Consider the following 25,211-nt stretch of genomic DNA (forward strand, 5'->3'; position numbering starts at 1 on the left):
CGTCCTGATTCAATTTCTTCTACTACTTGAAGCTTAAAAGAAAGCGAGTAGTCTTTTTGGGTACGTTTCACATAACCAATGTTTATAGGTGTTTTCATTACACTAAGATTTTAGTGTATCGCTATTCTAGGACGGGACACCATAAACAAAAAAAAAGCCCTATTCCATAAAGAATAGGGCTTTTAAATTATAATTTAAGAATAATTACTTTACAGCAACTAGCTCTACATCAAATACTAAAGTTGCATCTGGCGGTATAACACCACCTGCACCAGCACTACCATAAGCGATATGCGATGGTATAACTAGACGTGCTTTATCACCTACTTTAAGTAAAGCGATACCTTCATCCCAACCAGCGATTACCTGTCCCATTCCTAGAGCAAAATCTATAGGCTGCTTGCGATCAAAACTAGAATCAAAAACTTTACCGTTAGGCAACATTCCTTTATAATGTACGCTTACTGTTTTTCCTTTTTCAGCTTTTACTCCATCACCTTCTTGAATGATTTTGTAACGTAAACCACTTTCTGTTTTATCAAAGCCCATTGCGATCTCGTCGATCTCTTGGTCTGCTTGTTTTCTAGCTTGCTCTTCACGTAGTTTTCCAGCTCCTTCAAACTGACGGAATTCTTCTACAGCATTAAATGCTTTTGCCGCGTCTCCTTCTCTTACTATAGTAACGGTTTTAATCTCGTCACCTTGTGCGATAGCATCTACCACATCCTGTCCTTCTATAACTTTACCAAAAACAGTATGCTTATCATCTAGCCAGTCTGTAGCGATGTGTGTGATGAAAAACTGAGAACCATTTGTACCAGGTCCAGCATTTGCCATACTTAAAACACCTGGCCCGTCGTGACGTAATTCTGGATGAAATTCATCATCAAAATTATAACCAGGACCACCAGCACCAGTTCCTTGTGGGTCACCACCTTGGATCATGAAATCTGGAATTACTCTGTGAAACTTAAGACCATTATAATAAGGTGTTCCTTGATCTTTTGCTTTGTTCTCTAAATTACCTTCAGCTAGCGCTATAAAGTTACCTACAGTTCCAGGTGTTTTATCGTGATGAAGTTGAACAAGGATCTCTCCTTTACTTGTATCAAATTTTGCGTAAATTCCTTCTTGCATTTTTATAGTTTTTTAAGGCTGCAAAGATAATTCATTAGAATTCAGTCTTCAGAATGCTGGTATAGTTTTTTTTACTTCTTATATTGTTGGCTTTTATCTCAAACCCAACCATAAAAACCAACTCACCAATGACTCGAGAAGAACAAATTCTTTTTTGTGAAAAATGTACCAATAGAAAAATGGACATGCAACAAGGCATGTTATGTGGACTAACAGGCCGCAAAGCAGATTTTCAAGGCCAGTGTTTGCAATATGTGCCCGATACTAGCATCGTTGAAAGACGCGACCCATTAAATCCTGAAGATGATGTTAATCTTTACCGATTATCAGAATCTATGAATGAGAAATTAAGAGCGCAACAAAATTTACCTGTAGGGATTCTAGCTGGACTAGTCGCTGGACTAATAGGTGCAGTAATCTGGGCAGCAGTAACCGTTGCCACTGGTTATCAAATAGGTTACATGGCTATAGGAATAGGTTTTATAGTCGGTTATTCTGTGCGATTTATGGGAAAAGGTATCGACATGGTCTTTGGAATATCTGGTGCTGTAATAGCTATTTTAAGTTGTTTCTTGGGTAATTTCTTAAGCAACATAGGCTTCATGGCAGAGTATTCTGAAATAGGATATTTAGAAGCGTTAACTTCATTTGACTACTCATTCTTTATAGATTTAATGACAGAAACTTTCGGTTTCATGGACATACTTTTCTATGGTTTTGCTGCTTATGAAGGTTTTAAACTTGCATTCCGACAGGTTACTGCCGAAGAAATAGAAGAACTAAGAGATTAATACTCTAGAACTATTCACATTTAAAAAACCTCTTAAGAAATTAATCTTAAGAGGTTTTATCATTAATTCACTTACGTAGCGATTTCATTTTTCAGAATTACGTTTAAAGTAAATTATGTTATTCAAGTCTTAATTATCTTCCTGCTCATGAAAATAACGGAAATTATGATCATGAAAATAGTGTCCAGGTCTACAGTTATTTTTTAAACTATACGTGTCCTCTACTAGAAATAATCTGACCACGTCTGTTGTACTGAACTTTTAAACCACCAACTTTACGCAAAACACCATTTCTATAGGCTATCTTTATATTACCTACTCTAGTCACATCGCCTTTGCTATTATAATAAATACGAGTATTCCCTATTTTTACTGCCTGTCCTTGTCTATTGTATCTTACAAAGTTCTTGTCATAAGTAGAATAGTTAGACACACTATTAAGGTTATATCTACGATTCACACCTCGTCTATTACTAGATCGCACATTTCTTTTTGGCAATTCAAATTTTATATTACCATTAGCATAGATGGCATAATCTACATTATTATAAGTAAACGATACCGGTTGTAATTTATATCTACTATCAGTAATTTTGAAATCATTTGATTCTTTCAGGTCGATTTCATTTCCCTGAGCAGTAATCGTCATCATCAGACCAGCTGCAATAAAAAGTAATATTCTTTTCATGATTTCTATATTTTAAATCTTGCCTACACTATCAGGTTTTCGGCTTGCCCTTGTTTACCTACTTTCAAGAGCCATGCCATTTACTAAAAATTTTTAGAAATCAAATCACACAAGAACATAACTATCTAACAATCTGCTTTTTAATTTCGCTTTCGCGAAAGCGGAATTAATGAAAAAACCCACTAAGAATATATTTCTTAATGGGTTTCTAATGACAAATGTATTTTTAAAACGTCTATTTATATAACATCATGATGTACTAATTAATTAGCTACTTCACTTATAAAGCGCAATCTATAAAGTCTAATTTCTTCCTCTTCATAATCGCCATCAAATTCTTCTACAGCAGCATCTATTTTATCAGACTCTGACTCTATAAAGTATTCATGTAATTCTTCTTGTTGATCTTCGTCCAGCATTTCATCAATCCAATAACCTACATTAAGTTTTGTACCGCTATAAACGATACTCTCTAACTCATTGATTAATTGATCCATGTCCATACCCTTTGCACTAGCCATATCGTCAAAACTAAGTTTACGATCTATACTAGTAATAAAGTAAAGTTTATTACCAGATTTTGCACCAGTACTTTTAATTACTAAATCATCTGGTCTAGTAATATCATTATCATCTACATATGTGGATATCAGTTCTACAAAAGGTTTTCCATATTTCTTTGCTTTCCCTTCTCCTACTCCATGAATATTTGCCATTTCTTCCATATTCACAGGATACTTTGTGGCCATATCTTCTAGAGATGGATCTTGAAAAACAATATATGGAGGTACATTCTTTTGCTTAGCTACTTTTTTACGCAAGTCTTTTAAAAACTTAACCAGCTGTGCATCTACGGCACCACCTTTTGCAGCTCCTACTATTTGATCTGAAGACGCATTATAGGTATGATCATCGCTCATCATGAAGGTCTTTCCAGACTTAACAAACTCACGACCAGCATCTAGAACTTTTAAAGTACCATAAGTTTCTATATCTTTTTTGATAAGTCTAGCCACTAGAACCTGACGTATTAAGGCCGTCCAATAAGCTTTGTCTTTATCCTTACCACTACCAAAGTAACCTTGTTGATCTACCTTATGACTAGAAATCATGGCATTATTATTACCCATCAGGATACTAACTATGTCCTTTGACTTATAGCGCTCACCGGCATCACCTATCAATTGAACTAATTTTTTAACCTCTTCTACCGCTTCTTTTTGTGGTTTAGGATTGCGCATGTTATCATCCATATCACCACCAGCACCAGTAGCTGGGTCAAATTGTTCTCCAAAATAATGAAGAATATACTGTCTACGACTCATGCTAGTTTCAGAATACCCTACCATTTCTTGTAGTAACGCATGACCTATCTCTTGCTCTGCAATAGGTTTACCTGACATGAATTTCTCTAATTTTTCAATGTCCTTATATGCATAGTAAGCTAGACAGTGACCTTCACCTCCATCACGACCAGCACGACCAGTTTCTTGATAATACGATTCTATACTTTTAGGTATATCGTGGTGTATCACAAAACGTACATCTGGCTTATCTATTCCCATACCGAATGCAATAGTCGCAACCACCACATCAGTATCTTCCATCAAGAACATGTCTTGATGCAGGACTCTAGTTTTAGAATCTAACCCAGCATGGTAAGGAACAGCTTTTATCCCATTCACTTGTAATACTTGTGCAAGTTCTTCTACTCGTTTACGAGATAAACAATAAACGATACCAGATTTACCCTCGTTTTGTTTTATAAAACGAGTAATATCTGCATCTACCGTAGCTGTTTTAGGACGCACTTCATAAAAGAGATTAGGTCTATTAAAAGATGCTTTAAAGGTAGTAGCGTCTGTAATCTGTAAGTTTTTAAGAATATCTTCTTGCACCTTAGGCGTGGCAGTTGCGGTAAGACCTATAATAGGTATATCTTTTCCTATACGGTCTATAATCCTGCGCAAGTTTCTATATTCAGGACGGAAATCATGTCCCCATTCACTGATACAGTGCGCCTCATCTACAGCAAGGAAAGAAATCGTTTGTTCTTTTAAGAAATCAACGTATTCTTCCTTTGTTAAGGATTCTGGTGCGACATATAACAATTTTGTAATTCCACTAGTAATGTCATCTTTTACTCGTTGCACATCACCCTTTGATAAAGAAGAGTTTAATACATGAGCAACACCATCGTGATCAGAAACACCACGTATAGCATCTACCTGATTCTTCATTAATGCAATAAGAGGTGAGACTACGATAGCCGTACCTTCTTGCATTAATGCTGGTAATTGATAGCATAGTGATTTACCACCACCGGTAGGCATAATCACAAATACATCTTCCTTATTTAATAAGGAGGTTATTACTTTTTTTTGCAATCCTCTAAATTGCCCGAATCCAAAATATTTCTTCAGATTTTCTTCTAATCCTATCTGCGTATCTGCCATGCGGCTGCTGCGTTTTTGTTTATCTTTGTAAGCTAAATTTACGATATAATTTGCTTATCGCAAATTATAGTTAAAAGTAATCAAGTTTGGATCAAGAAAATAAAGTATTAGAAGTTGCGAGGAGAACAATTCGCACTGAAGCACAAGCTATTACAGATCTTGTAGATGGAATCGATTCCGCTTTCGCGAAAGCGGTATTACACATACACCACTCAAAAGGTCGAGTAATTATCACTGGAATAGGTAAAAGTGCCATAATCGCACAGAAAATAGTTGCCACAATGAACTCTACAGGAACTCCTGCAATTTTCATGCATGCGGCAGATGCTATTCATGGAGATTTAGGTATCGTACAAGATAATGATGTGGTGATCTGTATTTCAAAGAGTGGAAATACTCCAGAGATTAAAGTTTTAGTGCCGCTCATTAAAAACTTTAATAATAAATTAATCGCTATTACCAGTCACAAAGATTCTTTTCTAGGTCTAGAGGCAGACTATGTACTGCACGCACCTATTAAAGAAGAAGCGTGTCCTAACGGTCTTGCGCCTACTACCAGTACGACTGCACAACTGGTTATAGGTGATGCACTTTCTGTTAGTTTATTAGAACTGAAAGGTTTTACTGATAAAGATTTTGCTAAGTACCATCCAGGTGGCGCTTTAGGTAAAAAATTATACTTAAGAGTACAGGGAATTATAGACGGCAATAAAAAACCAGAGGTAAGTGCAAGCACATCGTTAAGAGATGTCATTGTAAATATTTCTGAAAATATGCTGGGTATGACCGTAGTCACCGAAAATAATAAAGCAGTAGGAATTATTACAGATGGTGATTTAAGACGCATGCTTTCTAGCGGTAAAAATATCGATGACCTAGTTGCTAGTGATATCATGAGTAATAATCCTAAAACGATCACTGCAGACTCGATGGCTGTGCAGGCTCGCGAATTAATGGAAGAAAAAAATATCTCTCAATTAGTAGCTGTAGATAATGATGGTTATGCAGGTGTCGTGCATATACACGATTTAATAAGAGAAGGAATCGTATAGTCATGGCTGGTAAAAATGTAGACCCTAATAACATGTCATTTTTAGACCACGTAGAAGAATTGCGCTGGTGTTTAATACGTTCTATACTTGGTATTCTGGCAGGTGCTGTAGTAGCTGGTATTTTTACCGACTTTATATTTGACACGATCATCTTTGGTCCTAAGAGAGGTACGTTTGTTACTTATGAATTCTTTTGTGAATTTGGGAATTACTTTGGAGTAGTGAGTGATTTTTGTAATCCTGACTTTAACTTTAAAGTACAGTCCAAAGAAATGTCCGACGAGTTTTCTACTCATATATGGACTTCTATTCTTGTAGGTTTTGTAGTTGCTTTTCCATGGGTGCTTTATCAGGTATGGAGATTTATCTCTCCAGGTTTAAAAGCCACTGAAAAGAAATACAGCAGTGGTTTTATTATCGTTTGTTCTTTGCTTTTCTTTACAGGAGTGACCTTTGGATACTTTGTGATTGCACCGCTATCTGTTCACTTTATGATGACGTATAATTTAAGTCCAGAAATCTCTACAGAACCTAGTCTATCTAGTTATATAGGTTACATAAGAGCGTCTATACTTTCTTCTGGATTGTTATTTGAATTACCTGTTATTATTTATTTCCTTACTAAAATAGGACTAGCAACACCTGCAGGTTTAAGAAAAAACAGGAAATTTGCTCTAGTAATAGTCCTTATAGTGGCAGCAGTAATAACACCACCAGATGTGGCTAGTCAAATAATAGTTGCCATACCTGTGTTAATTTTATATGAAATGAGCATTTTCATATCTAAATTTGTCCTCTACCGTCAGGAAAAAAGAAATAAGAAATTAGGTACCCCTTAAAATTATGAGCAATCAAGTAGAAGAATTCAATGCGTATCGTGAAAAAATGAACGATGCCATTCTTGAAGACAATAATAAAATTATAAAACGCATCTTTAATCTAGATACCAATGCTTTTACAGCAGGTAAACTAGATAAGAGAACTAAAGAATTACTAGGTCTAGTAGCCAGTACCGTTTTAAGATGTGACGACTGTGTAAAGTACCATCTAGAAGCTAGTCATAAAGAAGGAATTTCTAAAGAAGAAGTGGTAGAAGCTCTTTCTATAGCTACTCTAGTAGGTGGAACAATTGTAATACCTCACTTGCGTCGTGCCTATGAATATTGGGATGCCGTAGAAGAAAAGGCCGCTGCAGAAAAAGCTTAATTCAATTCAACAACACATAGATACTATGTTAGCTCTTTTAAAATTCGCAAAAGATCTAACATAGTTTTTTTATACCCTAAAATCAGGCGCTGTGATAAATGCTTACTAGCTTATTTATATAACGTTTACTCCCATAATTATCGATCACGTGATTATGAAACTTTGTAGCGTACTCTTCTCGCTGTATTTTATTATCAATCAACTTTATAAGAGCTGCCGACAGTGATTGAGCATTTTCTGACTCTACTACTATTCCATAATTAGAAACAACCTCTTTACTTGCTCCTACATCGGTCACCACTACTGGTAAGTGATGCAAACCATATTCTAATAATGCTACTGGTAAACCTTCTGATCGAGAAGAAAGCACCGCTATATCGCAAGTGTTTAGAATCGCACCAGTATCTGTTCTAGATCCTAAGAGAAACACATTTTTATCTAGGTTTCTATCGTTTATCTCTTTACTTATAAGAGAGGAATAACTGTCATTAAAATCTTTACCACATAAATGCAAGCTCCATTCTGGAAATTGTTTGTGCACTATATCAAAAGCTTTTAATAAATTCAAATGATCTTTTTGTTCTCTAAGGTTGGCCAGACAAACGATTCTTTTATTCTCTTTACCTGCGAGTGGTGATTGTAATTCTTGATTAAAAGTGGCCGTTGCAAAATTTTCTAAATACGTTACCGACGCACATTTCAACTCTTTTAAAGCCCATTTTTTTAAAAGCTGATTAACACTTATCACCTGATTAAAATATCCAGATAAAAACCTCAACACTTTTACTGGTCTAGCGTCTAATTGATTTGCTTTACCATAATGGTCGTGCCAGATCAATTTAGGTTTACTCTTCAATAAAAATAGAACTATTACTGCCGTAAATGCAGATGTACTATGAGCATGAACTACTTCTATTTGATGCTTTTTAATATAGTCCTTCAGCTTATTTAAAGCCACCCACCATAGTTTACCTTTCTTTTCTATATAAATATAACCGACTTCTTTATCTATAGCAGTTTTAAGAAGACCTTCTTTTCTTGTAACACATAGATGAGATTCATGTCCAGCGGCTTGCAACTCGTTTGCGATATTAACCGACATACGCTCTGCACCACCAGCATCTAGACTATCTATGATTTGAAGTACTTTCATGAATGGACCAATTTAACTATCTCACGTTCAAATTTTTCAATAGTATACTCTTGAGACCAAGCCACAGCATTTTGTGACATAACAGCCATTGTTTCAGGTTTACTTATTAGTTTTTTAATATCAAAAACTACCTGCTCTTTATCTTCAAAAATCAATCCCCTAGAGCCTATGTGTTCTAAAGTGTCGTTTTCTTTTTTTAGTTCTTCATTTATTCCAAGCATCCACGGTACACAACTTACTGGTGTCGCAATAGGAACACAGCCATACCACATAGATTCTGCTACGGCTTTGGGCCAGCCTTCACTTTGCGATGCTAGAAAAGAAAAATGAGCTTTTTCATAAGCTGCCTTAAGCACTTCACTAGATTGATTTCCGTAAAAATAACAAGGTGTAGCATGAGAGTCGGCCATTGTTTTTAACTCATCCATCATAGGTCCATCACCGTAAAAATGAGCTTGTGCCACAACTCCTTCCTTATTTAATTGATCTATAAGTTCTACCAGCAATTGCGGATTCTTATTTTGAGAAAGTGTTCCTACAAAAATGAATTGGTACGGTGCATTAAATCCTTTTGTAAAACTACCTCTATCATTCTCTGAATAAGTAGCCGTAAAAAATGGTTTTATATTCTTAGTTTGTTCTGGCCATTCCCCATAAACGAGAACGTCTATATTTTTAGTTAACGTAGTGTTGGAAAGTATTTTCTTTTGCCATCTATAAGCTAAGGGTTGCGACGCATGAGGATCAAAATTACCAGCGTATTTTACGGTTTTTCGCTTTCGCGGAAGCGTAATTTGAATCAAACAAGCAAGTAAAGCAAGATTACCTGGACATCTTAAATGAATATGATCTGCCTTTCGCATGGCGTTCCATAACACGATGGCCTGGTATGGAATGGTAATTAACGAGATGAATGCCGAAAGTAATGTGTGGAACTCTAGTCTACGTAAACCTATTTGTTTGAAATCTTGTTTTTGAAAAGGTTGTGTCAACAGCTTGCGATCATACTTTGCCGGACATACGAAAGAAACATCACTGGTATGTTGCATCCATAAATCCATTTCCTTTACATAAGGTGCGTACGCTTCTTTCTTACCAGAATTACTTAAAATAGGTGCGTCAGATATAACGAGTAATTTCATAAAATATAATCAGCAGAATCGTTATCACTTACTTTAATCGCCGGCACACCTACTACGGTGGTTCTCGCACCTACATCTTTTACTACTAAACTGTTTGCGCCTATCACGGCTCTATCTCCTACTTTTATTTTCCCAACTACCGTTGCATTGGCGCCTATATAAACACGATCACCTATTTCAGGAACTCCACGATTATCTCCGCGACCACTTATACCTATGGTTACCCCTTGAGATATGTTACAATTCTTGCCTATGATAGCATGTGCATTAATTACAATACCAGAATGATGACCTATATAAAACCCTTCTCCTATGGTAGCGCTATATGGAATGGTTATTCCTGTTAAGACTTCTATCCCTTTTAATTTAAGAACTCCGATAGCTAATAATGGCCATTTTAATACCTTAGGCAGTCTAGATGTATAAACCCAATTAAAAAAACGATACTGAAATAACGCCCATAAACCCTGTTGTGTAAGCAACATAAGCACAGCAGATTTACCACTGTAATCTGTATATCGTTTGATGTCTTTTGAAAACTTCATTACTTAGGTTTGTTAAATAGCAAGCTAAAAATCCCTACGGTTCTTCCCATCGATTCTGTAAATGCTTCTTTGCGTTCGCTCGTAGTAAAGATATTGAGAAATCTAATACCAGTAAGCAATATGGTAATTTGATACCACTTGAGTTTATTTTTAAAAGAAGGTTGAGGATGTTTTACGCGCCATACGTACCAGCCGTTGCGCACGACCATCTTACCATAGGTATATTTATTAGGCCTACCAGCTGCATCGTGATGGTGTTCTAATCGTACACTTGTTGCGAGATAATTTTGTCCATATTGTAAAGCTCTTAGAGAATAATCTGCATCTTCATAAAGACCATAACCTTCAAAATAGGTAGAGAATTTTATAGAGTCTATTACCTTTTTTCTAAAGGACATGCTCATTCCTACTAATAAATCAACTGGATAATTATCACTAGTTAATGGATAAGAAAAAGTTCTACCATGAGAGTATGCTGGCATGACGCTAGGCAAAACATTTGACGCAAGGCCTAGTTTATTGCGCAATATATTACGAGAAGATTCTTTAACTACATAATTTTCAAAAGTGTAAAAAGTATTCTTATCGTAGTCTTTATTCTCTTTAAGTCCCCACCTATTTTCATTAGTTGCTACACCACCTATTCCTGATGCATTGGGTAAGCTTTTATAAGCCTTAATAAGATTAGAGAAATATTCCTTTTCTAAAATGGTGTCATCATCAAGAAACGCTACAATATCCATATCTGGCGCAACTTTATTTATTCCGAAGTTGCGTTGTTTAGTAAGCCCACGGTGTTCTTTTGGCACTTTATAATAATGTATGATTGGGTTTCCGCTTTCGCGAAAACGTGATCCAGTATCATCATTAGTAGAACCATCGATAATCAATACCTCATCTGGCAACTTAGATTGTAACATCACACTATCCATTAACCTTGACAAAGGCTCTGGTCGCATGTAGGTGCAAATGATGAGGGACACTTTCATATTACAATATCGATTTTAACATAGGATGAATTTCACAAAGATAAGCGTGTCTATTCAGGTATCTCTCATATAAACTACGATTGCTATTTTGTAATTCTATAAACGATTCATGATCATGAGAATTATGAAATCTAGTTATCACATCAACAAGATCTTCTGCTGGACTCATGCGACATATATGTTTATTCCAGTCAATAACGCTTTCAAGTGGTAATTGCACGTCAGTATCTATTAACACAGGGATTTTTCCCAATGCAAGAGATTCATAAAATCGAACTGAAAAATTACCTGCACCACGCAGACAAAATGTATATGGAGAATTATTTAAGTTATCAAAAAACTCGCGAGTAGACTTCTTTCTTTCTTCGACTGTTTTTGAACCAGCTCTGTATTTATCCCTATATATAAAGTCTGTTTTTACACCTGGAGTTTTTTCTAACCTTTTAAGATAGCTACATCTTTTACCAGCTGCATTATACACCTTCTGATAATCACTATGATCTATTTTGAACCACCTCTTAAGGTTAGTTTTTAAAGTTGATAAATGGATTCTAACCTCTTCTTTAAAACTAGCCGTAGCAAAACCGGTGAATGAAACGTGCGGTAATTTTTTATATTCTAGTTGTTGGATAGACACCACATTATTTTCCAACGGATCATTCATAAAAGCAGGTAAAACAAATGTTTGTTTATCATTAGAATCCTTAAATCCGGCATTGCGCCATGTGATTATGTTAGGGTCGTTAAATGTTTTACCATAATCTCCACCTGTATAAACTAAGAGTTTCTTATTATTAGTTTTAGCCAATTTAATCAATAGCTCATATGACTTTTGCAAATTAGAAACTCCTTTAGATAAATAGTTCAGAGGAAAAATAATCGTATCTGCTTTTTCAACCTTATCTACTATTTGATATTTCTCATAAACAGATTGAGGTGTATGTTCATAATAATGCAGGTCAAATATGAGAGGATGAGCGTGTTTTCTATTCTCTGGAAGTAAAAGAGAATGATCTGTGTATAATTTAATCATAGCTCTTTTGCATAACTTTCACTGAGACTCCATGCCTTTTTAAAATACTTATAATACTGTATTGGATTATTAATTCCAGAAGTCTTATACCATTTAAAAAAGTGAATCATTTTATAACCTAATAACTGCTTGTAAGTATAATTCTTTTTACGATGATACATTATTTGTGGAGACGGCTTAGGCTGTATCGCATAAGTTTTCCATGGGAAAAGATGGGGCTTTCTAAAACCACCTACAGGTGCTTTTAAATGCAACAGCTGTATTTGTGGTGCATAAATCACATCATATCCAGCGTTACGTATTTGCATACCGTAATCTACGTCTTCTCCATAACCGTGTTCTAATGCCATATCAAATAAACATTTCCCTACAACATCTTTATGAACAATGGAGCATCCTGAACCGAAGGATTCCCATTGTTTAAATGTTATTTGATTTTCTTCCTCTCCTTTTTGTAAACAACACAAATTAAGAACAGAACCTTTAGTTTCTTTTAAAGATTTAAAAATAGAAGTCATTAAGAAGGGCTCAAATCTAATGTCATCATCAAAAAACAAAGTCCATGTTGCTGAAGTTCTAGTCAATGCGATATTTCTAGCATTACATGCTCCAGTTTGATGAATAAATTGATGATCGATTTGAAATGGCCACTCTTCATTTTTTAAATAATCTAAATCTGTGACAGCCGTTGTATCTGCATTTTGTTCTATTATAATAACTTTTACAGGTAAAACAGTCTGTACAGAAAGGTCTTTAAGAACATCTTTTAAATAAGATGTTCTTCCCATTGTTGGGATAATAACATCATAATCTGTCTCTATATTTTCGGTGTCATTATTTTTTTGAATATCTAGAACATCTATTTTAACATCTTCCTTTTTGTAAAATAATGCTTTTGCGAAAGCGAGAAAAGAAAAACGTTTTTCATAAATCAGATGACATAATAATAAAAACAAGATCCAACCGCGTTTTTTAGTTTGCGCTACAAACTTATATATCAATGTATTTGACTTTTCTAACGATTGATTTTTACGCAAATTAGAATAACAAAAAAGTCCTTGAGATTGTAGAGTTCTTGTCAATAGATTTAAATCATATTCAAAATTACCTTGAGCTTTATCAAAATGAATATTATTCAAACTTGAGCTGTGAATCATTCCCAGTTCAACACTCATTATCCATGTAGGAAACCATTGGTTTTCTTTAAAATTGATAAATGGAGTATCTTCTACAAAATCTATTTTTTTATTCAAAAAATCTGGAGAATTCCCTTTACTTAAGACAGTAAAATTAGTTGGTTTGCGATCATAAAAACTATCCCATTGATCTAACTTTCTTTCTTTATCTGTCCATCCTATCCATTCATTAGGAAACTTAAAAGCTAAGTACTTCAAATGCTCAACTGTAGGACCCTTAGTTAACGGAATGTCGTTACCTTTAAATATGGCTCTATTATTATCAGTATTCTTTTGATGTATAAGTACAATCATGAATTCAAAACTAGTTTATAATAATCGATATTTTCCATCGCTTTCTTTTTAATATCAAATTTATCTTGAATTGTTTGAGTGGCCTGTTCTCCTAATTCCTTTACTAATTGTTTATTATTAAACAGTCTAGAAATCGTATTTACATAGCTATCTATATCGTCTGGATGATGCATAAATCCATCCACACCGTGGTTAATTAAATCTTGTGCCCATCCTATATCAGTATTTACAACCGCTTTTTTTAAAGCCATTGATTCTATGGTTACCATTCCTAGCGTTTCAGCAAGCGATGGGAATACACAAACATGAGCCTTTTTGATTTGACCTTGCACCTCATCATAGGGTATTTTGCCTAAATAAGAAATACGTGCAGCAGCTTTTGTTGTCATTTTTTCTTTCATCAGTTCCCATGTAGATGTTGATCCAGTTTGTACGTCGCCACTATCTGCACCTATAAAAATCAATGTACTTTCAGGTTCTATTTCTACTAATTTATTAAAGGTTTCAATGAGCTGAAACACCCCTTTTTTTCTGATTAATGTCCCTATATTAAGAAGGCGATACTTTTCATATTCATCTGGATGTGTATTGTTGAATTTCTCTAATTGAAGACCATAATGAATGATTTTCAATTTATTAATAGGCAAGTTAAAGAGCTTCATACTTTCTTCTCCTGCAAAATTGGTAGGGGCTATAAATGCGTTTGCCTTGTTCACTGCATTTTTCTCAAAAAATTTATTTTTAATTTTTTGAGCTCGTTTTTCTATGTGACAGAAATAAGTGTCACTACCATGAAACCTTATAATTAAAGGCAATTGTAATTTCATAAAAGCAGTGATTCCTGTCCAGTCAGGAGCTTCTAGTAATTCTATGCTACCAATATTCATATTGATATATTTCTCAATATGTTTTCGATAAAAATAAAAACCACCTAGTTGATACTTCTTTTGCGCTATTAAATGAAAGGTTATTTTATGATCTACAAACACAGCATCTACTGGCTGGCCATATACAAAAACCGTTATCTCATGTCCTAATTCTACAAGTGCTTCTACAAGATTTTTTATACTTGTACCCATGCCGCCACCATTGCTGATTTTTTCATGAGGATATTCAGGTGTAAGGTAGGCGATGTGCATTAAGTCTATAAATTAAAATCTTTAATAATTTGCTTAGTAAAAACTTGTGCTCCTTTATCATTCATATGCGTACAATTTGCAAAATAATCTGATTCCTCGTAAAAAGAACTATAATTAATGTACCCTGGATAAAAAGAAGTCAGTTTATTAAAAACAACTGTGTTATCCATATCAGGACAATAAGGTGAAGTAAAGAAATGGATTTCAGCTTTATCATTTACCGCCTCTTTTTTTATCAGTTCGGTATATCTATTTTTTAAAGCAAAATCTTCTAACATACCAGAGTTGTTATTACTTGTATGGTATTGAGCTACATATCCCAATTCTACATCTTCACTTGTATTTTTATATAGTTGTGCAATGCATGCTCGTACACCATATAAGTAGTCATACTTTGCATACTTGTAGAAAGGCAAATGATCTTCAGCTGGTGAAAAATTTAACTCTACATGATCAACGTGTATATCATGACTATTTACAAAAGGAACTAATGAAGCTCTAAAACTTTTTGTCATTGCCTCATTTTTCAAACTTGGATCTAGTTGAATAAATAGATGATCATAAGTGAGTCCACTTCTTTTGAGTAATTTAAGTAATACAAAAGCATCTTGATAAGAACTACCACTCATCGCATAATTCTTACATATTTTACCACTGGCTGCTTCTATAATAGAACAATCTATATAATTTTCTACTCGAGAATTTCCTAAAAAAAGATAATCTACATGTTCTTGTTCTTGCTTAATCGCTAGCTGTAATTTACCTCTAGGTGAAGTGTTTAAAAAAACATAATCGTACAAGTTATTCAAAATAACTACCCCTATGGATAGCATGAGAATCAAAATGCTTATATGCTTAAAAAAAACTTTCATTAAAACTGAAAATAAATAAAATCTTGATGATTTGAATAAACACCTAAAGTAAGTAACATTAAAATGACACTTGCTATTTTAAACCATTTCCATTTACCAGTAAAAGGATGTTCTTCTTCTCTATGAAACCATTCATACATTATAAAAATGAATAATATCAATAACATTTCTATGCTATAACGCTCGATGTTTAAGTACTCTATTTTAAAACTAGTATCTGTAATAATATTTTTAAAGTACTGAAAAGCTTCTGCAATGTTCGATGCCCTAAAGAATACCCAAGCTATACATGCTAAAATAAAAGTAATAGCTATTTGAAAAAATTCCTTTAATGAAGGTAAAATCTTGCCTTGTGCGACTTGATCTAAATTCTTTCTGTTTTTATCCAATAATAATATGGGAATAAAAAAGAGTGCATGAAGAAAACCCCAAAAAATAAAAGTCCAGTTAGCACCATGCCATAAACCACTCACCATAAATATGATAAACACATTACGTAATTGCATCCACTTAGAACCTCTAGAACCACCTAATGGTATGTATAAATAATCTCTAAACCATGTGGATAACGAAATATGCCAGCGTCTCCAAAACTCTGCCATGTCTCTAGAAAAATATGGATAATTGAAATTACGCATTAAATCAAAACCTAATAAACGTGCCGTACCAATTGCGATATTTGAATACCCTGCAAAGTCACAATAAATTTGAAAAGCAAAATAAACAGCGCCTAAAATAAGACTCAAGCTATTCATACTTTCATAATTATTAAAAATACTATTTACATAAGGTGCGCAACTATCTGCGATTACCACTTTTTGAAATAGCCCCCATAGAATGAGATTTATTCCAGAAATAGCTTGTTTTTCATTAAAGACGCGTTTCTTAGAGAATTGTGGTAATAAATTAGTCGCTCTTTCTATAGGACCTGCAACTAGTTGAGGAAAAAACGCTACGTAAGCTGCAAAATTGATCAAGTTTTTAGAAGGTTCTAGTTTCTCACGATAAACATCTATAGTATAACTTAATGTCTGAAAAGTGTAAAAAGATATTCCTACAGGCAATATGATATTTAAGGTACTCGCGTGCATCTCATAACCTAGAGAATTAAAAGCATCAATCCACGAGTCTACAAAGAAATTGTAATACTTAAAGAAACCTAATAAACCTAGATTAACGACTAGAGATGTAAAAAGTAACAACTTCTTTCTAGACTTTATTTGTGACTTACTAATAGCAATTCCTAATGAATAATCTACAATAGTGCTAAAGGCTATCAACCCCAAAAAACGATAGTCCCACCATCCATAAAAAAAATAACTAGATAAAAGAATAAAAGCATTTTGCCACTTCAAATTGCGATTTACTACAAACCAATACAGTATAAAACACAGTGGCAGGAAAATCAAGAATTCTATAGAATTGAAAAACATATTAAATCATCTCCTTTATCCCTTCCCAAATACGCTCACTAGCTTTTTCAGGAGATTCTGGATGGTTCACGACCTTATACCATTCGTTAGATGCTATCACCGAAGATGTTTTTTGATCTAATAATTCTTTAATACATTCATAGATCTCGCTTTTATTCTTTGCCCAAATTACTGCTTTATCAGCATCGGGCATAGATCTAAAATGTACGTATTCATACACATGTTTTATATTACTTAAGTTAGGTGTTAATTGTGGTTGTTCATAATTAGGATAAATGCATGATTTACCATGTATAGCAAAGTCAAACACCATAGAAGACGCGATATTCACAACAAATTCGCTATGAAAACAAGTGTTTACCAGTCGTTCAAAATCTTCTTTTGTAGGCATGATTTGGTTCCACGCTTTACCTACTGGTTTCCATAAAGGTTCTATGCTAGTTATTACATCTTTGTATTTCTCTAAAACGGCATCATATCTTCCTGTAAAATCGACAGGAACTTTACGATAAATAATACCCAAATTATATCCTTCAGAATTTAATTTCTCAACTGCTTGTGCACAGTCTTCTAAGTAATATTGATCTAATGGTGACGTTGTATAATCATCTCCAGAAAAACAGAAATATCTTTTATTGAGATCTAAAGAATGATCTTTAAAAAAGGCCTCCTTAGTTTTTATTAAACTCTTGTCATAATGAGGTTCAAATTGTGGTGTTCCTGTTATATAAATGTCAGCATTCTTAATTTCTGGATAATACTCTAGCAACTCATTCTTCATTAATTCTGACCAGACAAAATAAGCATCGGTAGTAATGGTAGACATTCCTTTAGGTAAATTATCCCAACTATACACCCATGTAGCTGTTTTAATACCTAAATCCTTTGCTGCTAGAATGGGCGCTATTCCCATTGTTGCCCGTTGTGTCGTAGAAAAAACCATTACTGGCTCATGTTTTTCTAGCTGACTCTTTAATTCCTTATAACGATCAGTAGAACGTTCTTTGTCATCGATTTTATTCAATAACTTTTCTAGCCCACTTTTTGAAGATCTAAAATTTTGATAATAAAGAACTATTAGATTCTTAAGTCCTTCTTTAATTCCTTTCCATCGTAATGGAAACTTGTATGTATCGTAGACTTTATCATTAGTTCGCTTTCGCGAAAGCGATAACTCTACACGTTTTCTTGCACGAGATAAAACACCTGTTAAAGAGTGCAGTCCACTATTAGAAATAACTAATTCTTTAAATCCTAACTCTTCTTTAAGTGGGAATATAGTGTTGTTCCAGAACACCACCTCAAAACCCATTTGCTCGCCAATTTCCTTAAAATTAGTAAAAGCAAAATTCCTTAAACCCACACCATCTGGAAGAAGTACAAATATTTTAGGCTTGTGGTCTGACATCTAGAAACTGTTTTTGATGGTTTAAATTCCAGAAATCATCACTTTCTAGTGATTCCTTAAAAAGTGTTGCACTATTCCCTGTACCGAAAGCGTTTTCAATTATCAAACGCTCTTTTGGCAGGTTTACAATCGCCTTTAGAATTTCTATTTTATCAGCATTTACATTAATCACAGCACTAGAAGTGACTCTATTTAACTGCCTAGACCCAATGTTTATGGATGGTATTCCATAATAAGGCGCTTCTCGCACACCAGCGCTGCTATTACCTATCATAAAAGAGGCATATTTAAGCGCTACTAGAAAATATTCAAATCTTAATGAAGGTAGTATTCTAAATTGTTTATGAGACGCTATACTTTTCCACGCATCTAGTATGATACTAGAGCCGTGATCGTTATTAGGGTAAATGATCAAATAATTCTTACCAGATTCTATCATAGCATCTTTTAATGCATGAATTTGATCTTTTAATAAATCGACCTCGGTAGTTACTGGATGAAACATGCATATGGCATATTCTTCAAAACTGATATCATAGTAATTCTTCACTTCTTCCAGTTCTGGAAGTTGATCTGAAAACATGATATCCACATCTGGAGAGCCTATTACAGAAATTGCTTGTGGTAATTCTCCCATTTGTACAAGCCTACTTTTTGCTTCTACATTAGAAACATAATGTACATGACTCAATTTTGAAACCGCATGTCGTATCAACTCATCTATAGTACCACTTAACTCTCCTCCTTCTATATGAGCCACTAAGATATTATTCAAAGCTCCTACAGTTGCTGCAGCTAGTGCCTCTACTCTATCTCCATGAACGACTATTAAATCTGGCTCTACATCTTTTACATAAGCACTAAAACCTTCTATAGTTTTAGCCAGTGTAAGATCCATCGTATTCTCACTAGTAAAGTTCTCAAATCGATGTAAATGAGGGAAGTTACAACGCTCTATCTCTACAATCGTATCGCCGTAAATAGGAATTAAATGCATTCCTGTTGCAAACACGTAGGGATCAAAATCGTCATGCTCCACAAGCATTTGAATCAAGGATTTTATTTTACCAAAATCTGCTCGAGTACCTGTAAGAAAAGCTATTTTTTTAATTCCTATCATGAAAGCTCTACATCACTTTTAAGCAACTGACTATCTATCTCTATATCTCTTAGAGCAACCTGACCTAAAACCTGATCATAATCTACTGCTAGTATTTCTCCTGTACCTGGTCTTTTTACCCAAATATTATCTTTAGAAAAAGTCTCGCCTTTTTTAATGGGTTGAATAGCACATACGGTTGCAAAGGCAAAATCTATAGTCACTTGCTCTTCGGCAGCTGGTTCTTTAGTACCACCTCGCATTTGTTGCATTAATGCACTTCCTTCTATTAATTCTTTGGTTTCCTTCTCGTCCATAGAACACACTATATCTGGACCTGTGCGCTGCATGTGGTCTGTAAAATGTCTTTCTAAAATAGATGCTCCTAATGCCACGGCACCGAAACATGCTAGATTAGAAACTGTATGATCTGACAGTCCAAAAACTAAATCTGGAAAAGCCTCATGCATCTCTACCATTGCGCCATAACGTACGAGATGTGCTGGTGTAGGATATAAGTTAGTCGTATGTAATATAGCTAGCGGTACGTTGTGTTTTTTAAAAATAGCAACTGCTTTAGAAACACTCTCTATGGTATTCATTCCTGTACTGAGAATCACTGGTTTTTGAAAACTAGCGATATGTTCTAATAACGGATAATTATTACATTCACCACTACCTATTTTATAGCCTTCTACATCCATAGATTTCAATCTATTTGCAGCAGCTCTAGAAAAAGGGGTTGATATAAAGATCATTCCTTTTTCCTCTACATAGGCTTTTAATGCTCTTTCATCTTCTTCATTAAGAGCACAACGCTCCATTATTTCATAGATAGAAACATCTGCATTACCTGGTATCACTTTCTTTGCAGCACCAGTCATCTCGTCTTCTACGATATGCGTTTGATGTTTAAGAACCTCTACACCAGCTCTCGCTGCTGCATCTACCATTTCTTTTGCAGCTGTTAAGCTACCTTCATGATTAATACCTAATTCTGCGATTACTAATGGTGGATAATCGGGACCTATTTTACGTCCTGCTATTTCTATAAATGGATTCATAGTTAGTTGTTAATTGCGGCATTTGCCATAAGGAAATTCATTACAATCGTACCGAGGTAAGGCATGTTTCCTGTTTTGCAAATCATTTGATGTAATATCCCTGGATTCTACATTAAATGAAAACTGTACCTGATGCTTTTCTAGCAAGGTTTCTGTTTCTTTTGTAAAGGTATGAAATCCTCCATAAGGGTAACAAAATGTCTTGATAGCTAGTGGACTTATATGAGTCATTAAATGCTCGAAGGAATCTACTATTTCTTCCTCTTGCCTAGCGAGACTTAACTTACTCATGACTAGATGATTTACCGTATGACTGCCTATGACCATTCCTTTTTCTTGCATCTCGACCATTTCTGTAGGTGATATATAAGTTTCAGAAAATAAGTGATCTTGGCTTTCAAAAAAGTGATCGATTAATGCATCTAGAATAGACGCTCTATAGTTATAATCTATGTAATAATTTAATGTGCGTTTTACCAGCGCAGCATGAGTGTCATTATTCTGTAATTGATAGGTATCTTCTTTAAAGGCGGTTATTTCTTCGTCTTTTAAATGCTTATTTTCTAAAATTTCATTTAGTTTGAGATACACTTCTTCACCACTGTACGTACCCAATAATAAATGTATGCGATGTACATCTAGTATTTTCTGTTGTTGATGTACTCCTGTGTTGATATAGAATAAGCCCCATAATTTTCTTCTTAAAAGAATGGGCATTACATACTTGTAATGGTCTTTAAAACCATCGTCAAAGGTTAAAACAACTCCTTTGACAGGTAGCCCAGTTCCTAAACTTTTTAAAAAATCATTTTTATCTACAAATCCATAAGTTTCTTCAAAAAAATCCAATTGTTTTTCAAAATCTTCTACATGTAGGTTTTTAAAAAAAGGCAGATCTGTAGAATCAGGCCTTACATAATGATACATTACCGCTTTCATCATAAGGCACTATTTTCTATAATAGGTACAAGAAGATCTCTTTGCTTTTTATCTCTTAAGTAATTTGCGATTCCGCTTTCGCGAAAGCGAGAATACAACATCTCTACACTACTCTCGTCAAACATTGCGTTTTTATAAATCTTATCTTTATTTGAATCTTTAATTTGAGGCATAGAAATTAATCGATCATATTGATTAATTAAGGAAGCACAAGTCTTAAAAGATTTAATAAGCAATCGATTACATATCACATGAAACGTATCTAATGGATACATATCTGGACGTATTTGATGAATCACTTTTCCTGTATCTATTCCTGTATCAATATTCATAAAAGTGACTCCGCAATATTCTGGTTCATTATTTACAAATGGCCAGTAGTTAGTCCCACTGCCTCGATAATAGGGTGATAATCCTAAATGTATATTTATAAAACGATCTGGAAACGCCTCTATTAATGGTGCTTTAATTATAGAACAGCCGTATGAAATTATTAAATCTGGAGATAAATTAATAATATCTTGAACGATTACCGCATCGTTAATGGCTCCTTTTGTAATGTGTACGGGCTGTGTCTTATCTTCATTATAAGCAACAAATTCTTCAAAAAAATCTTTTTCTGTTTGTTCTCTTGCTTGTAGATGTTTATATCTAAGAGAAGATACGTCTGTGTTTTTAATTTTAGAAACCAGATTTTTTTCAATGCTCTCGCAATAAGACCTTATAACTGTTATACCAGGTTGTAAAGCGATATACATCCTAAAAAAATCGTGTCGCAACTCTCCAGAGGTTAATAATATCACTTTCTTCATGAAGCGTGTGTTTCTAATAATAGTTGTGCAAATTTAAAGTCTGTACTATCATCTATGTCTACTCTAGAATAGGGGTGATCTACGACCATAGCAAAATTATTTTCTGCAAGAATGTTTCCTTTTAAAATCTCACCCACTTTAGTAATGTAAAGTAAACCATTTTCTCTATACAATTGCGGCAGATCTTGACTTCTTTGTCCCATGATATAATTTTCTGGTACAAATTTATCGCCCATTATTTTACCAAATTTTTCTTTTAGAAAATCCACCGTCATTAAACTATCAACTTTAGAACTCTCAAAAGATTCTAAAGATTCTTTTAATAAATTCTCTGGTCGCAACGGATTTGTAGGTTGCAACAAAATCACATTTTCATAGCTATCTGATAAAGAATCTATGACATGTTGCATAGCACTAATAACAGGTTCATGATCACCAGATAATTGCGCTGGTCGTTTAACGACTTTAACACCACAATTTTTAGCCACTGCCGCTATAGCATCACTATCTGTACTGACTACAATAGTATCTATAAGAAGACCAGCAGCAAGCGCATAATTAATACTGTGCTGTATTAAAGGAATCTCACCTAGTACTTTTAAGTTTTTTCCTGGCAGTCTTTTAGAACCGCCACGCGCTGGTATAATGACTAGGTTAGTTAGATTCATGTGTTGGTATTATAGATTGGTATAACTGTAAAGTTCTTTTTGTCACCTTATCACGACTTAAATACTGTTGAGCATAAGTTTGATTGTATTGAAAAGCTTCACGTAGAACTTCATTATTATTTAAAGCATAGATAATGTGTTGCTTAATTTCTTCCATATTCTCACAATCTTCAATAAGCAAGCCATTAGACTGATGAGTTACAACCTCAGCTGTGGCGTTTCCTGGATTGCTCTGTATAGGAAAAGCACCGCTGCAAATAGCCTCTAACATAGTATTAGGCATACCGTCAGAATTGCTATTACCTATATAAATTAGAGATGAAGACATTAGTTTGAGTATTTGATCATGACTCAAAATACCATTTACGGTTATGTCTAGTTCCTTCTCGTTTTGAAATGCTGTGACCTCAGGATTTGTAGCACCGAAAACGATAATTTTATAATCAGTGAGTAATTCACTCATAGAAACTATTGCTTCTAAAACAGGTAAAGCCCTACCAGATCTGTTTTGATTTCCTTTTATGAGAATAATCTTTCTTTCAGATACTGTTTTTAAGTTTTTTTGAATCTCATCTAATTCAAACCCACCACCACCAGGAATAGCACCTAAGAAATCCCCTTTAAAACCGTGCTTACTAGCAATTTTATGATCTCTTAAACAGTCTGTTATTAGGTAATCCACTCGTGGTAAGACATTTTTAATATCATTTAAATACTCTGGTATATTTTGATAATAATACAAATCACTACCCCATGAAGAATACATCCATTTTACATTTTCATATTTGCTCATTACCTTTAAAATAGGTGTGCATGAAATGTATAGTGCAAAACTATGAACGACATCTGGTTGTATTTCTAAAAGCGCTTTTTCAAATGCTGTTTCTACAGACACGTCTAATTTTGATGATAAAAATGAGAAGATTTTAGGGAGACGTTTTTTAATAAAGGTTCTTCCTTTCTTCTTTAAAAACCCTTTTTTCCAGTCTACAATTTGATTCATCCAACTCAAAGCAGGAGAATATCCTTGATCTAAAATATCAAACCAAAATACCTCATGACCACTTTCCTTCAACTGGTCAGACCAGCGAGTAAAGTGTAGGTTATTCATGGAAACGAGAAGGATTTTCATAATTTAAACAAGAAATTATATTTAGTCTCTCCTCTACCAATTAGTTTATATAAATGATAGAAAAACTTAATTCGAAAGTATTTTAATTTTAAGGATGACGTATAGCAAAGTTTTTCTTCTTCAATAAAATCAAGACATTTTCTAGAAGAAATAAAGTCATGTCTAGGTAAGGCAGCTCTAAAATAACCTAAAGTCATTTTTAAAATCGCAAATTTAATTTCATTATTTGAATCTAAATCGAGAACTGTTTTCTTTGAAATAAAATAAGATTGCAAACCTTTACTATTATCAGTATAAAAGTTGTGTGTCATAGAGCTTTCTCCTATCCTATAAAAGATGTGGTTCTCATCCACTATTTTCAATGCTTTTATTTTAAAAAGTGCCCTAGCATATATTTCATGATCAACAAAGACCTTCATATCTTCTCTGAAAGGTAAATGTTTTAAAATCGCATCTTTTTTCCACAATGGTGCAACCATCATGATAGGTAAAGAACCTGTAACAAAATCTTGAAAAACATCTTGAGTGTCTTTTAGACTTTCTGATTTAAAAAAAAACAAATCTTTATTAAAAGTACCTGTGAAGGATTTTAATTTACAAATTACCAAATCTTCATTCCCAATATTTTCAACCTTACTTTTCAAATGTTCTGGATGCATGATATCATCACTATCAAAAAATTGTATGTAATCACCTTTTGATTTACTAATGGCATAATTCCTACACGCACTGGCTCCTTTTTTAATATGATCAGGTCTTCTATAAATAGAGAATCGATTATCCAACTTGACTATCTCTAATAAGGTATTCCACGTGTCATCAGTACTATGATCATCTACAATAATACATTCCCAATTGGTATAAGTTTGGTTCCTTATAGAATCTATAGTTTCATTTATTAAATGTGCTCTATTATAAATAGGCATTATAATGGAAATCATAAAAGGTAATCTTAATTAGTGT

At 34.1% G+C, this 25,211-nt stretch carries 24 protein-coding genes; 4 read left to right on the forward strand and 20 right to left on the reverse strand.

Annotated elements, in window-relative coordinates:
- Positions 1–204: 204 nt before the first annotated feature.
- Positions 205–1,137 (reverse strand): peptidylprolyl isomerase, encoded by a 933-nt coding sequence (locus tag ABJF08_RS07200; protein WP_104515506.1) that lies wholly within the window; start codon positions 1,135–1,137, stop codon positions 205–207.
- Between the two features lie 128 nt (positions 1,138–1,265).
- Between ABJF08_RS07200 and ABJF08_RS07205 the strand changes: the two genes are divergently transcribed.
- The gene (locus ABJF08_RS07205) at positions 1,266–1,928 is read left to right on the forward strand and encodes a hypothetical protein (RefSeq protein WP_348115421.1); all 663 of its coding nucleotides are present in this window, start codon (positions 1,266–1,268) and stop codon (positions 1,926–1,928) included.
- Between the two features lie 208 nt (positions 1,929–2,136).
- On the opposite strand, the gene ABJF08_RS07210 is transcribed toward ABJF08_RS07205, so the two are convergent.
- Both ABJF08_RS07210 and recQ read right to left on the reverse strand, forming a co-directional pair.
- Positions 2,137–2,616, reverse strand: coding sequence for a hypothetical protein (locus ABJF08_RS07210; protein WP_348115422.1), 480 nt, complete (start codon positions 2,614–2,616; stop codon positions 2,137–2,139).
- A gap of 263 nt (positions 2,617–2,879) precedes the next feature.
- Positions 2,880–5,072: a DNA helicase RecQ gene (gene recQ / locus ABJF08_RS07215; protein WP_348115423.1), complete on the reverse strand. Its 2,193-nt coding sequence runs from the start codon at positions 5,070–5,072 to the stop codon at positions 2,880–2,882.
- Between the two features lie 86 nt (positions 5,073–5,158).
- Here recQ and ABJF08_RS07220 point away from each other — a divergent pair, with 86 nt between their 5' ends.
- Genes ABJF08_RS07220 through ABJF08_RS07230 form a run of 3 tightly spaced genes read left to right on the forward strand, consistent with a single transcriptional unit; the run spans position 5,159 to position 7,330 of the window.
- On the forward strand, positions 5,159–6,124 hold the full coding sequence (locus ABJF08_RS07220) for a KpsF/GutQ family sugar-phosphate isomerase (RefSeq protein ID WP_348115424.1): 966 nt from the start codon (positions 5,159–5,161) through the stop codon (positions 6,122–6,124).
- Positions 6,125–6,126: 2 nt separating this feature from the next.
- Positions 6,127–6,963, forward strand: coding sequence for a twin-arginine translocase subunit TatC (gene tatC / locus ABJF08_RS07225; RefSeq protein ID WP_348115425.1), 837 nt, complete (start codon positions 6,127–6,129; stop codon positions 6,961–6,963).
- Between the two features lie 4 nt (positions 6,964–6,967).
- A complete protein-coding gene (locus ABJF08_RS07230; protein WP_348115426.1) occupies positions 6,968–7,330 on the forward strand; it encodes a carboxymuconolactone decarboxylase family protein in 363 nt (120 codons plus the stop codon).
- Positions 7,331–7,412: 82 nt separating this feature from the next.
- Here ABJF08_RS07230 and ABJF08_RS07235 read toward each other — a convergent pair whose 3' ends face one another.
- From ABJF08_RS07235 to ABJF08_RS07315, 17 genes are read right to left on the reverse strand one after another with little or no spacing between them, the layout of a single operon-like run.
- Complete coding sequence (locus ABJF08_RS07235; protein ID WP_348115427.1) at positions 7,413–8,483, reverse strand: glycosyltransferase family 4 protein; 1,071 nt, start codon at positions 8,481–8,483, stop codon at positions 7,413–7,415.
- Positions 8,480–9,625: a glycosyltransferase gene (locus ABJF08_RS07240; protein WP_348115428.1), complete on the reverse strand. Its 1,146-nt coding sequence runs from the start codon at positions 9,623–9,625 to the stop codon at positions 8,480–8,482. The genes ABJF08_RS07235 and ABJF08_RS07240 overlap by 4 nt, the downstream gene beginning before the upstream one ends.
- On the reverse strand, positions 9,622–10,170 hold the full coding sequence (locus ABJF08_RS07245; protein WP_348115429.1) for a serine O-acetyltransferase: 549 nt from the start codon (positions 10,168–10,170) through the stop codon (positions 9,622–9,624). The genes ABJF08_RS07240 and ABJF08_RS07245 overlap by 4 nt, the downstream gene beginning before the upstream one ends.
- Positions 10,170–11,159: a glycosyltransferase gene (locus ABJF08_RS07250; RefSeq protein ID WP_348115431.1), complete on the reverse strand. Its 990-nt coding sequence runs from the start codon at positions 11,157–11,159 to the stop codon at positions 10,170–10,172. Before ABJF08_RS07250 ends, ABJF08_RS07245 begins: the two co-directional genes overlap by 1 nt.
- A 1-nt stretch (position 11,160) precedes the next feature.
- Positions 11,161–12,192: an exostosin family protein gene (locus tag ABJF08_RS07255; protein WP_348115432.1), complete on the reverse strand. Its 1,032-nt coding sequence runs from the start codon at positions 12,190–12,192 to the stop codon at positions 11,161–11,163.
- A complete protein-coding gene (locus tag ABJF08_RS07260; protein ID WP_348115433.1) occupies positions 12,189–13,682 on the reverse strand; it encodes a glycosyltransferase in 1,494 nt (497 codons plus the stop codon). Before ABJF08_RS07260 ends, ABJF08_RS07255 begins: the two co-directional genes overlap by 4 nt.
- A complete protein-coding gene (locus ABJF08_RS07265) occupies positions 13,679–14,821 on the reverse strand; it encodes a glycosyltransferase family 4 protein (RefSeq protein ID WP_348115434.1) in 1,143 nt (380 codons plus the stop codon). The genes ABJF08_RS07260 and ABJF08_RS07265 overlap by 4 nt, the downstream gene beginning before the upstream one ends.
- A gap of 5 nt (positions 14,822–14,826) precedes the next feature.
- Positions 14,827–15,693, reverse strand: coding sequence for a hypothetical protein (locus ABJF08_RS07270; RefSeq protein WP_348115435.1), 867 nt, complete (start codon positions 15,691–15,693; stop codon positions 14,827–14,829).
- A complete protein-coding gene (locus tag ABJF08_RS07275) occupies positions 15,693–17,126 on the reverse strand; it encodes an MBOAT family O-acyltransferase (RefSeq protein ID WP_348115437.1) in 1,434 nt (477 codons plus the stop codon). Before ABJF08_RS07275 ends, ABJF08_RS07270 begins: the two co-directional genes overlap by 1 nt.
- 1 nt (position 17,127) lies before the next feature.
- Entirely contained in the window at positions 17,128–18,534 is a 1,407-nt protein-coding gene (locus ABJF08_RS07280) for a UDP-glycosyltransferase (protein WP_348115438.1), read from the reverse strand.
- The gene (gene neuC, locus ABJF08_RS07285) at positions 18,515–19,654 is read right to left on the reverse strand and encodes a UDP-N-acetylglucosamine 2-epimerase (protein ID WP_348115439.1); all 1,140 of its coding nucleotides are present in this window, start codon (positions 19,652–19,654) and stop codon (positions 18,515–18,517) included. The genes ABJF08_RS07280 and neuC overlap by 20 nt, the downstream gene beginning before the upstream one ends.
- Positions 19,651–20,697 carry an N-acetylneuraminate synthase family protein gene (locus ABJF08_RS07290; protein ID WP_348115440.1) on the reverse strand — a complete coding sequence of 349 codons (1,047 nt, stop codon included), beginning with the start codon at positions 20,695–20,697 and terminating at the stop codon, positions 19,651–19,653. The genes neuC and ABJF08_RS07290 overlap by 4 nt, the downstream gene beginning before the upstream one ends.
- 9 nt (positions 20,698–20,706) lie before the next feature.
- Entirely contained in the window at positions 20,707–21,639 is a 933-nt protein-coding gene (locus ABJF08_RS07295; protein WP_348115441.1) for a polysaccharide deacetylase family protein, read from the reverse strand.
- Positions 21,636–22,448 carry a formyl transferase gene (locus tag ABJF08_RS07300; protein WP_348115442.1) on the reverse strand — a complete coding sequence of 271 codons (813 nt, stop codon included), beginning with the start codon at positions 22,446–22,448 and terminating at the stop codon, positions 21,636–21,638. The genes ABJF08_RS07295 and ABJF08_RS07300 overlap by 4 nt, the downstream gene beginning before the upstream one ends.
- Positions 22,445–23,116: an acylneuraminate cytidylyltransferase family protein gene (locus tag ABJF08_RS07305; RefSeq protein ID WP_348115444.1), complete on the reverse strand. Its 672-nt coding sequence runs from the start codon at positions 23,114–23,116 to the stop codon at positions 22,445–22,447. The genes ABJF08_RS07300 and ABJF08_RS07305 overlap by 4 nt, the downstream gene beginning before the upstream one ends.
- The gene (locus tag ABJF08_RS07310) at positions 23,103–24,248 is read right to left on the reverse strand and encodes a glycosyltransferase (RefSeq protein WP_348115445.1); all 1,146 of its coding nucleotides are present in this window, start codon (positions 24,246–24,248) and stop codon (positions 23,103–23,105) included. The genes ABJF08_RS07305 and ABJF08_RS07310 overlap by 14 nt, the downstream gene beginning before the upstream one ends.
- Complete coding sequence (locus tag ABJF08_RS07315) at positions 24,245–25,189, reverse strand: glycosyltransferase family 2 protein (protein ID WP_348115447.1); 945 nt, start codon at positions 25,187–25,189, stop codon at positions 24,245–24,247. Before ABJF08_RS07315 ends, ABJF08_RS07310 begins: the two co-directional genes overlap by 4 nt.
- Positions 25,190–25,211: the final 22 nt, after the last annotated feature.

Origin of the sequence: Nonlabens sp., from assembly GCF_039941875.1 — a bacterium.
Classification (GTDB): Bacteria; Bacteroidota; Bacteroidia; order Flavobacteriales; family Flavobacteriaceae; genus Nonlabens.

Bases quoted from the DNA above. Each gene is read 5' to 3' on its own strand.
- ABJF08_RS07200 (WP_104515506.1), bottom strand. From the start codon at position 1,137: ATGCAAGAAGGAATTTACGCAAAATTTGATACAAGTAAAGGAGAGATC.
- ABJF08_RS07205 (WP_348115421.1), top strand. From the start codon at position 1,266: ATGACTCGAGAAGAACAAATTCTTTTTTGTGAAAAATGTACCAATAGA.
- ABJF08_RS07210 (WP_348115422.1), bottom strand. From the start codon at position 2,616: ATGAAAAGAATATTACTTTTTATTGCAGCTGGTCTGATGATGACGATT.
- recQ (WP_348115423.1), bottom strand. From the start codon at position 5,072: ATGGCAGATACGCAGATAGGATTAGAAGAAAATCTGAAGAAATATTTT.
- tatC (WP_348115425.1), top strand. From the start codon at position 6,127: ATGGCTGGTAAAAATGTAGACCCTAATAACATGTCATTTTTAGACCAC.
- ABJF08_RS07230 (WP_348115426.1), top strand. From the start codon at position 6,968: ATGAGCAATCAAGTAGAAGAATTCAATGCGTATCGTGAAAAAATGAAC.
- ABJF08_RS07235 (WP_348115427.1), bottom strand. From the start codon at position 8,483: ATGAAAGTACTTCAAATCATAGATAGTCTAGATGCTGGTGGTGCAGAG.
- ABJF08_RS07240 (WP_348115428.1), bottom strand. From the start codon at position 9,625: ATGAAATTACTCGTTATATCTGACGCACCTATTTTAAGTAATTCTGGT.
- ABJF08_RS07245 (WP_348115429.1), bottom strand. From the start codon at position 10,170: ATGAAGTTTTCAAAAGACATCAAACGATATACAGATTACAGTGGTAAA.
- ABJF08_RS07250 (WP_348115431.1), bottom strand. From the start codon at position 11,159: ATGAAAGTGTCCCTCATCATTTGCACCTACATGCGACCAGAGCCTTTG.
- ABJF08_RS07255 (WP_348115432.1), bottom strand. From the start codon at position 12,192: ATGATTAAATTATACACAGATCATTCTCTTTTACTTCCAGAGAATAGA.
- ABJF08_RS07260 (WP_348115433.1), bottom strand. From the start codon at position 13,682: ATGATTGTACTTATACATCAAAAGAATACTGATAATAATAGAGCCATA.
- ABJF08_RS07265 (WP_348115434.1), bottom strand. From the start codon at position 14,821: ATGCACATCGCCTACCTTACACCTGAATATCCTCATGAAAAAATCAGC.
- ABJF08_RS07270 (WP_348115435.1), bottom strand. From the start codon at position 15,693: ATGAAAGTTTTTTTTAAGCATATAAGCATTTTGATTCTCATGCTATCC.
- ABJF08_RS07275 (WP_348115437.1), bottom strand. From the start codon at position 17,126: ATGTTTTTCAATTCTATAGAATTCTTGATTTTCCTGCCACTGTGTTTT.
- ABJF08_RS07280 (WP_348115438.1), bottom strand. From the start codon at position 18,534: ATGTCAGACCACAAGCCTAAAATATTTGTACTTCTTCCAGATGGTGTG.
- neuC (WP_348115439.1), bottom strand. From the start codon at position 19,654: ATGATAGGAATTAAAAAAATAGCTTTTCTTACAGGTACTCGAGCAGAT.
- ABJF08_RS07290 (WP_348115440.1), bottom strand. From the start codon at position 20,697: ATGAATCCATTTATAGAAATAGCAGGACGTAAAATAGGTCCCGATTAT.
- ABJF08_RS07295 (WP_348115441.1), bottom strand. From the start codon at position 21,639: ATGATGAAAGCGGTAATGTATCATTATGTAAGGCCTGATTCTACAGAT.
- ABJF08_RS07300 (WP_348115442.1), bottom strand. From the start codon at position 22,448: ATGAAGAAAGTGATATTATTAACCTCTGGAGAGTTGCGACACGATTTT.
- ABJF08_RS07305 (WP_348115444.1), bottom strand. From the start codon at position 23,116: ATGAATCTAACTAACCTAGTCATTATACCAGCGCGTGGCGGTTCTAAA.
- ABJF08_RS07310 (WP_348115445.1), bottom strand. From the start codon at position 24,248: ATGAAAATCCTTCTCGTTTCCATGAATAACCTACACTTTACTCGCTGG.
- ABJF08_RS07315 (WP_348115447.1), bottom strand. From the start codon at position 25,189: ATGATTTCCATTATAATGCCTATTTATAATAGAGCACATTTAATAAAT.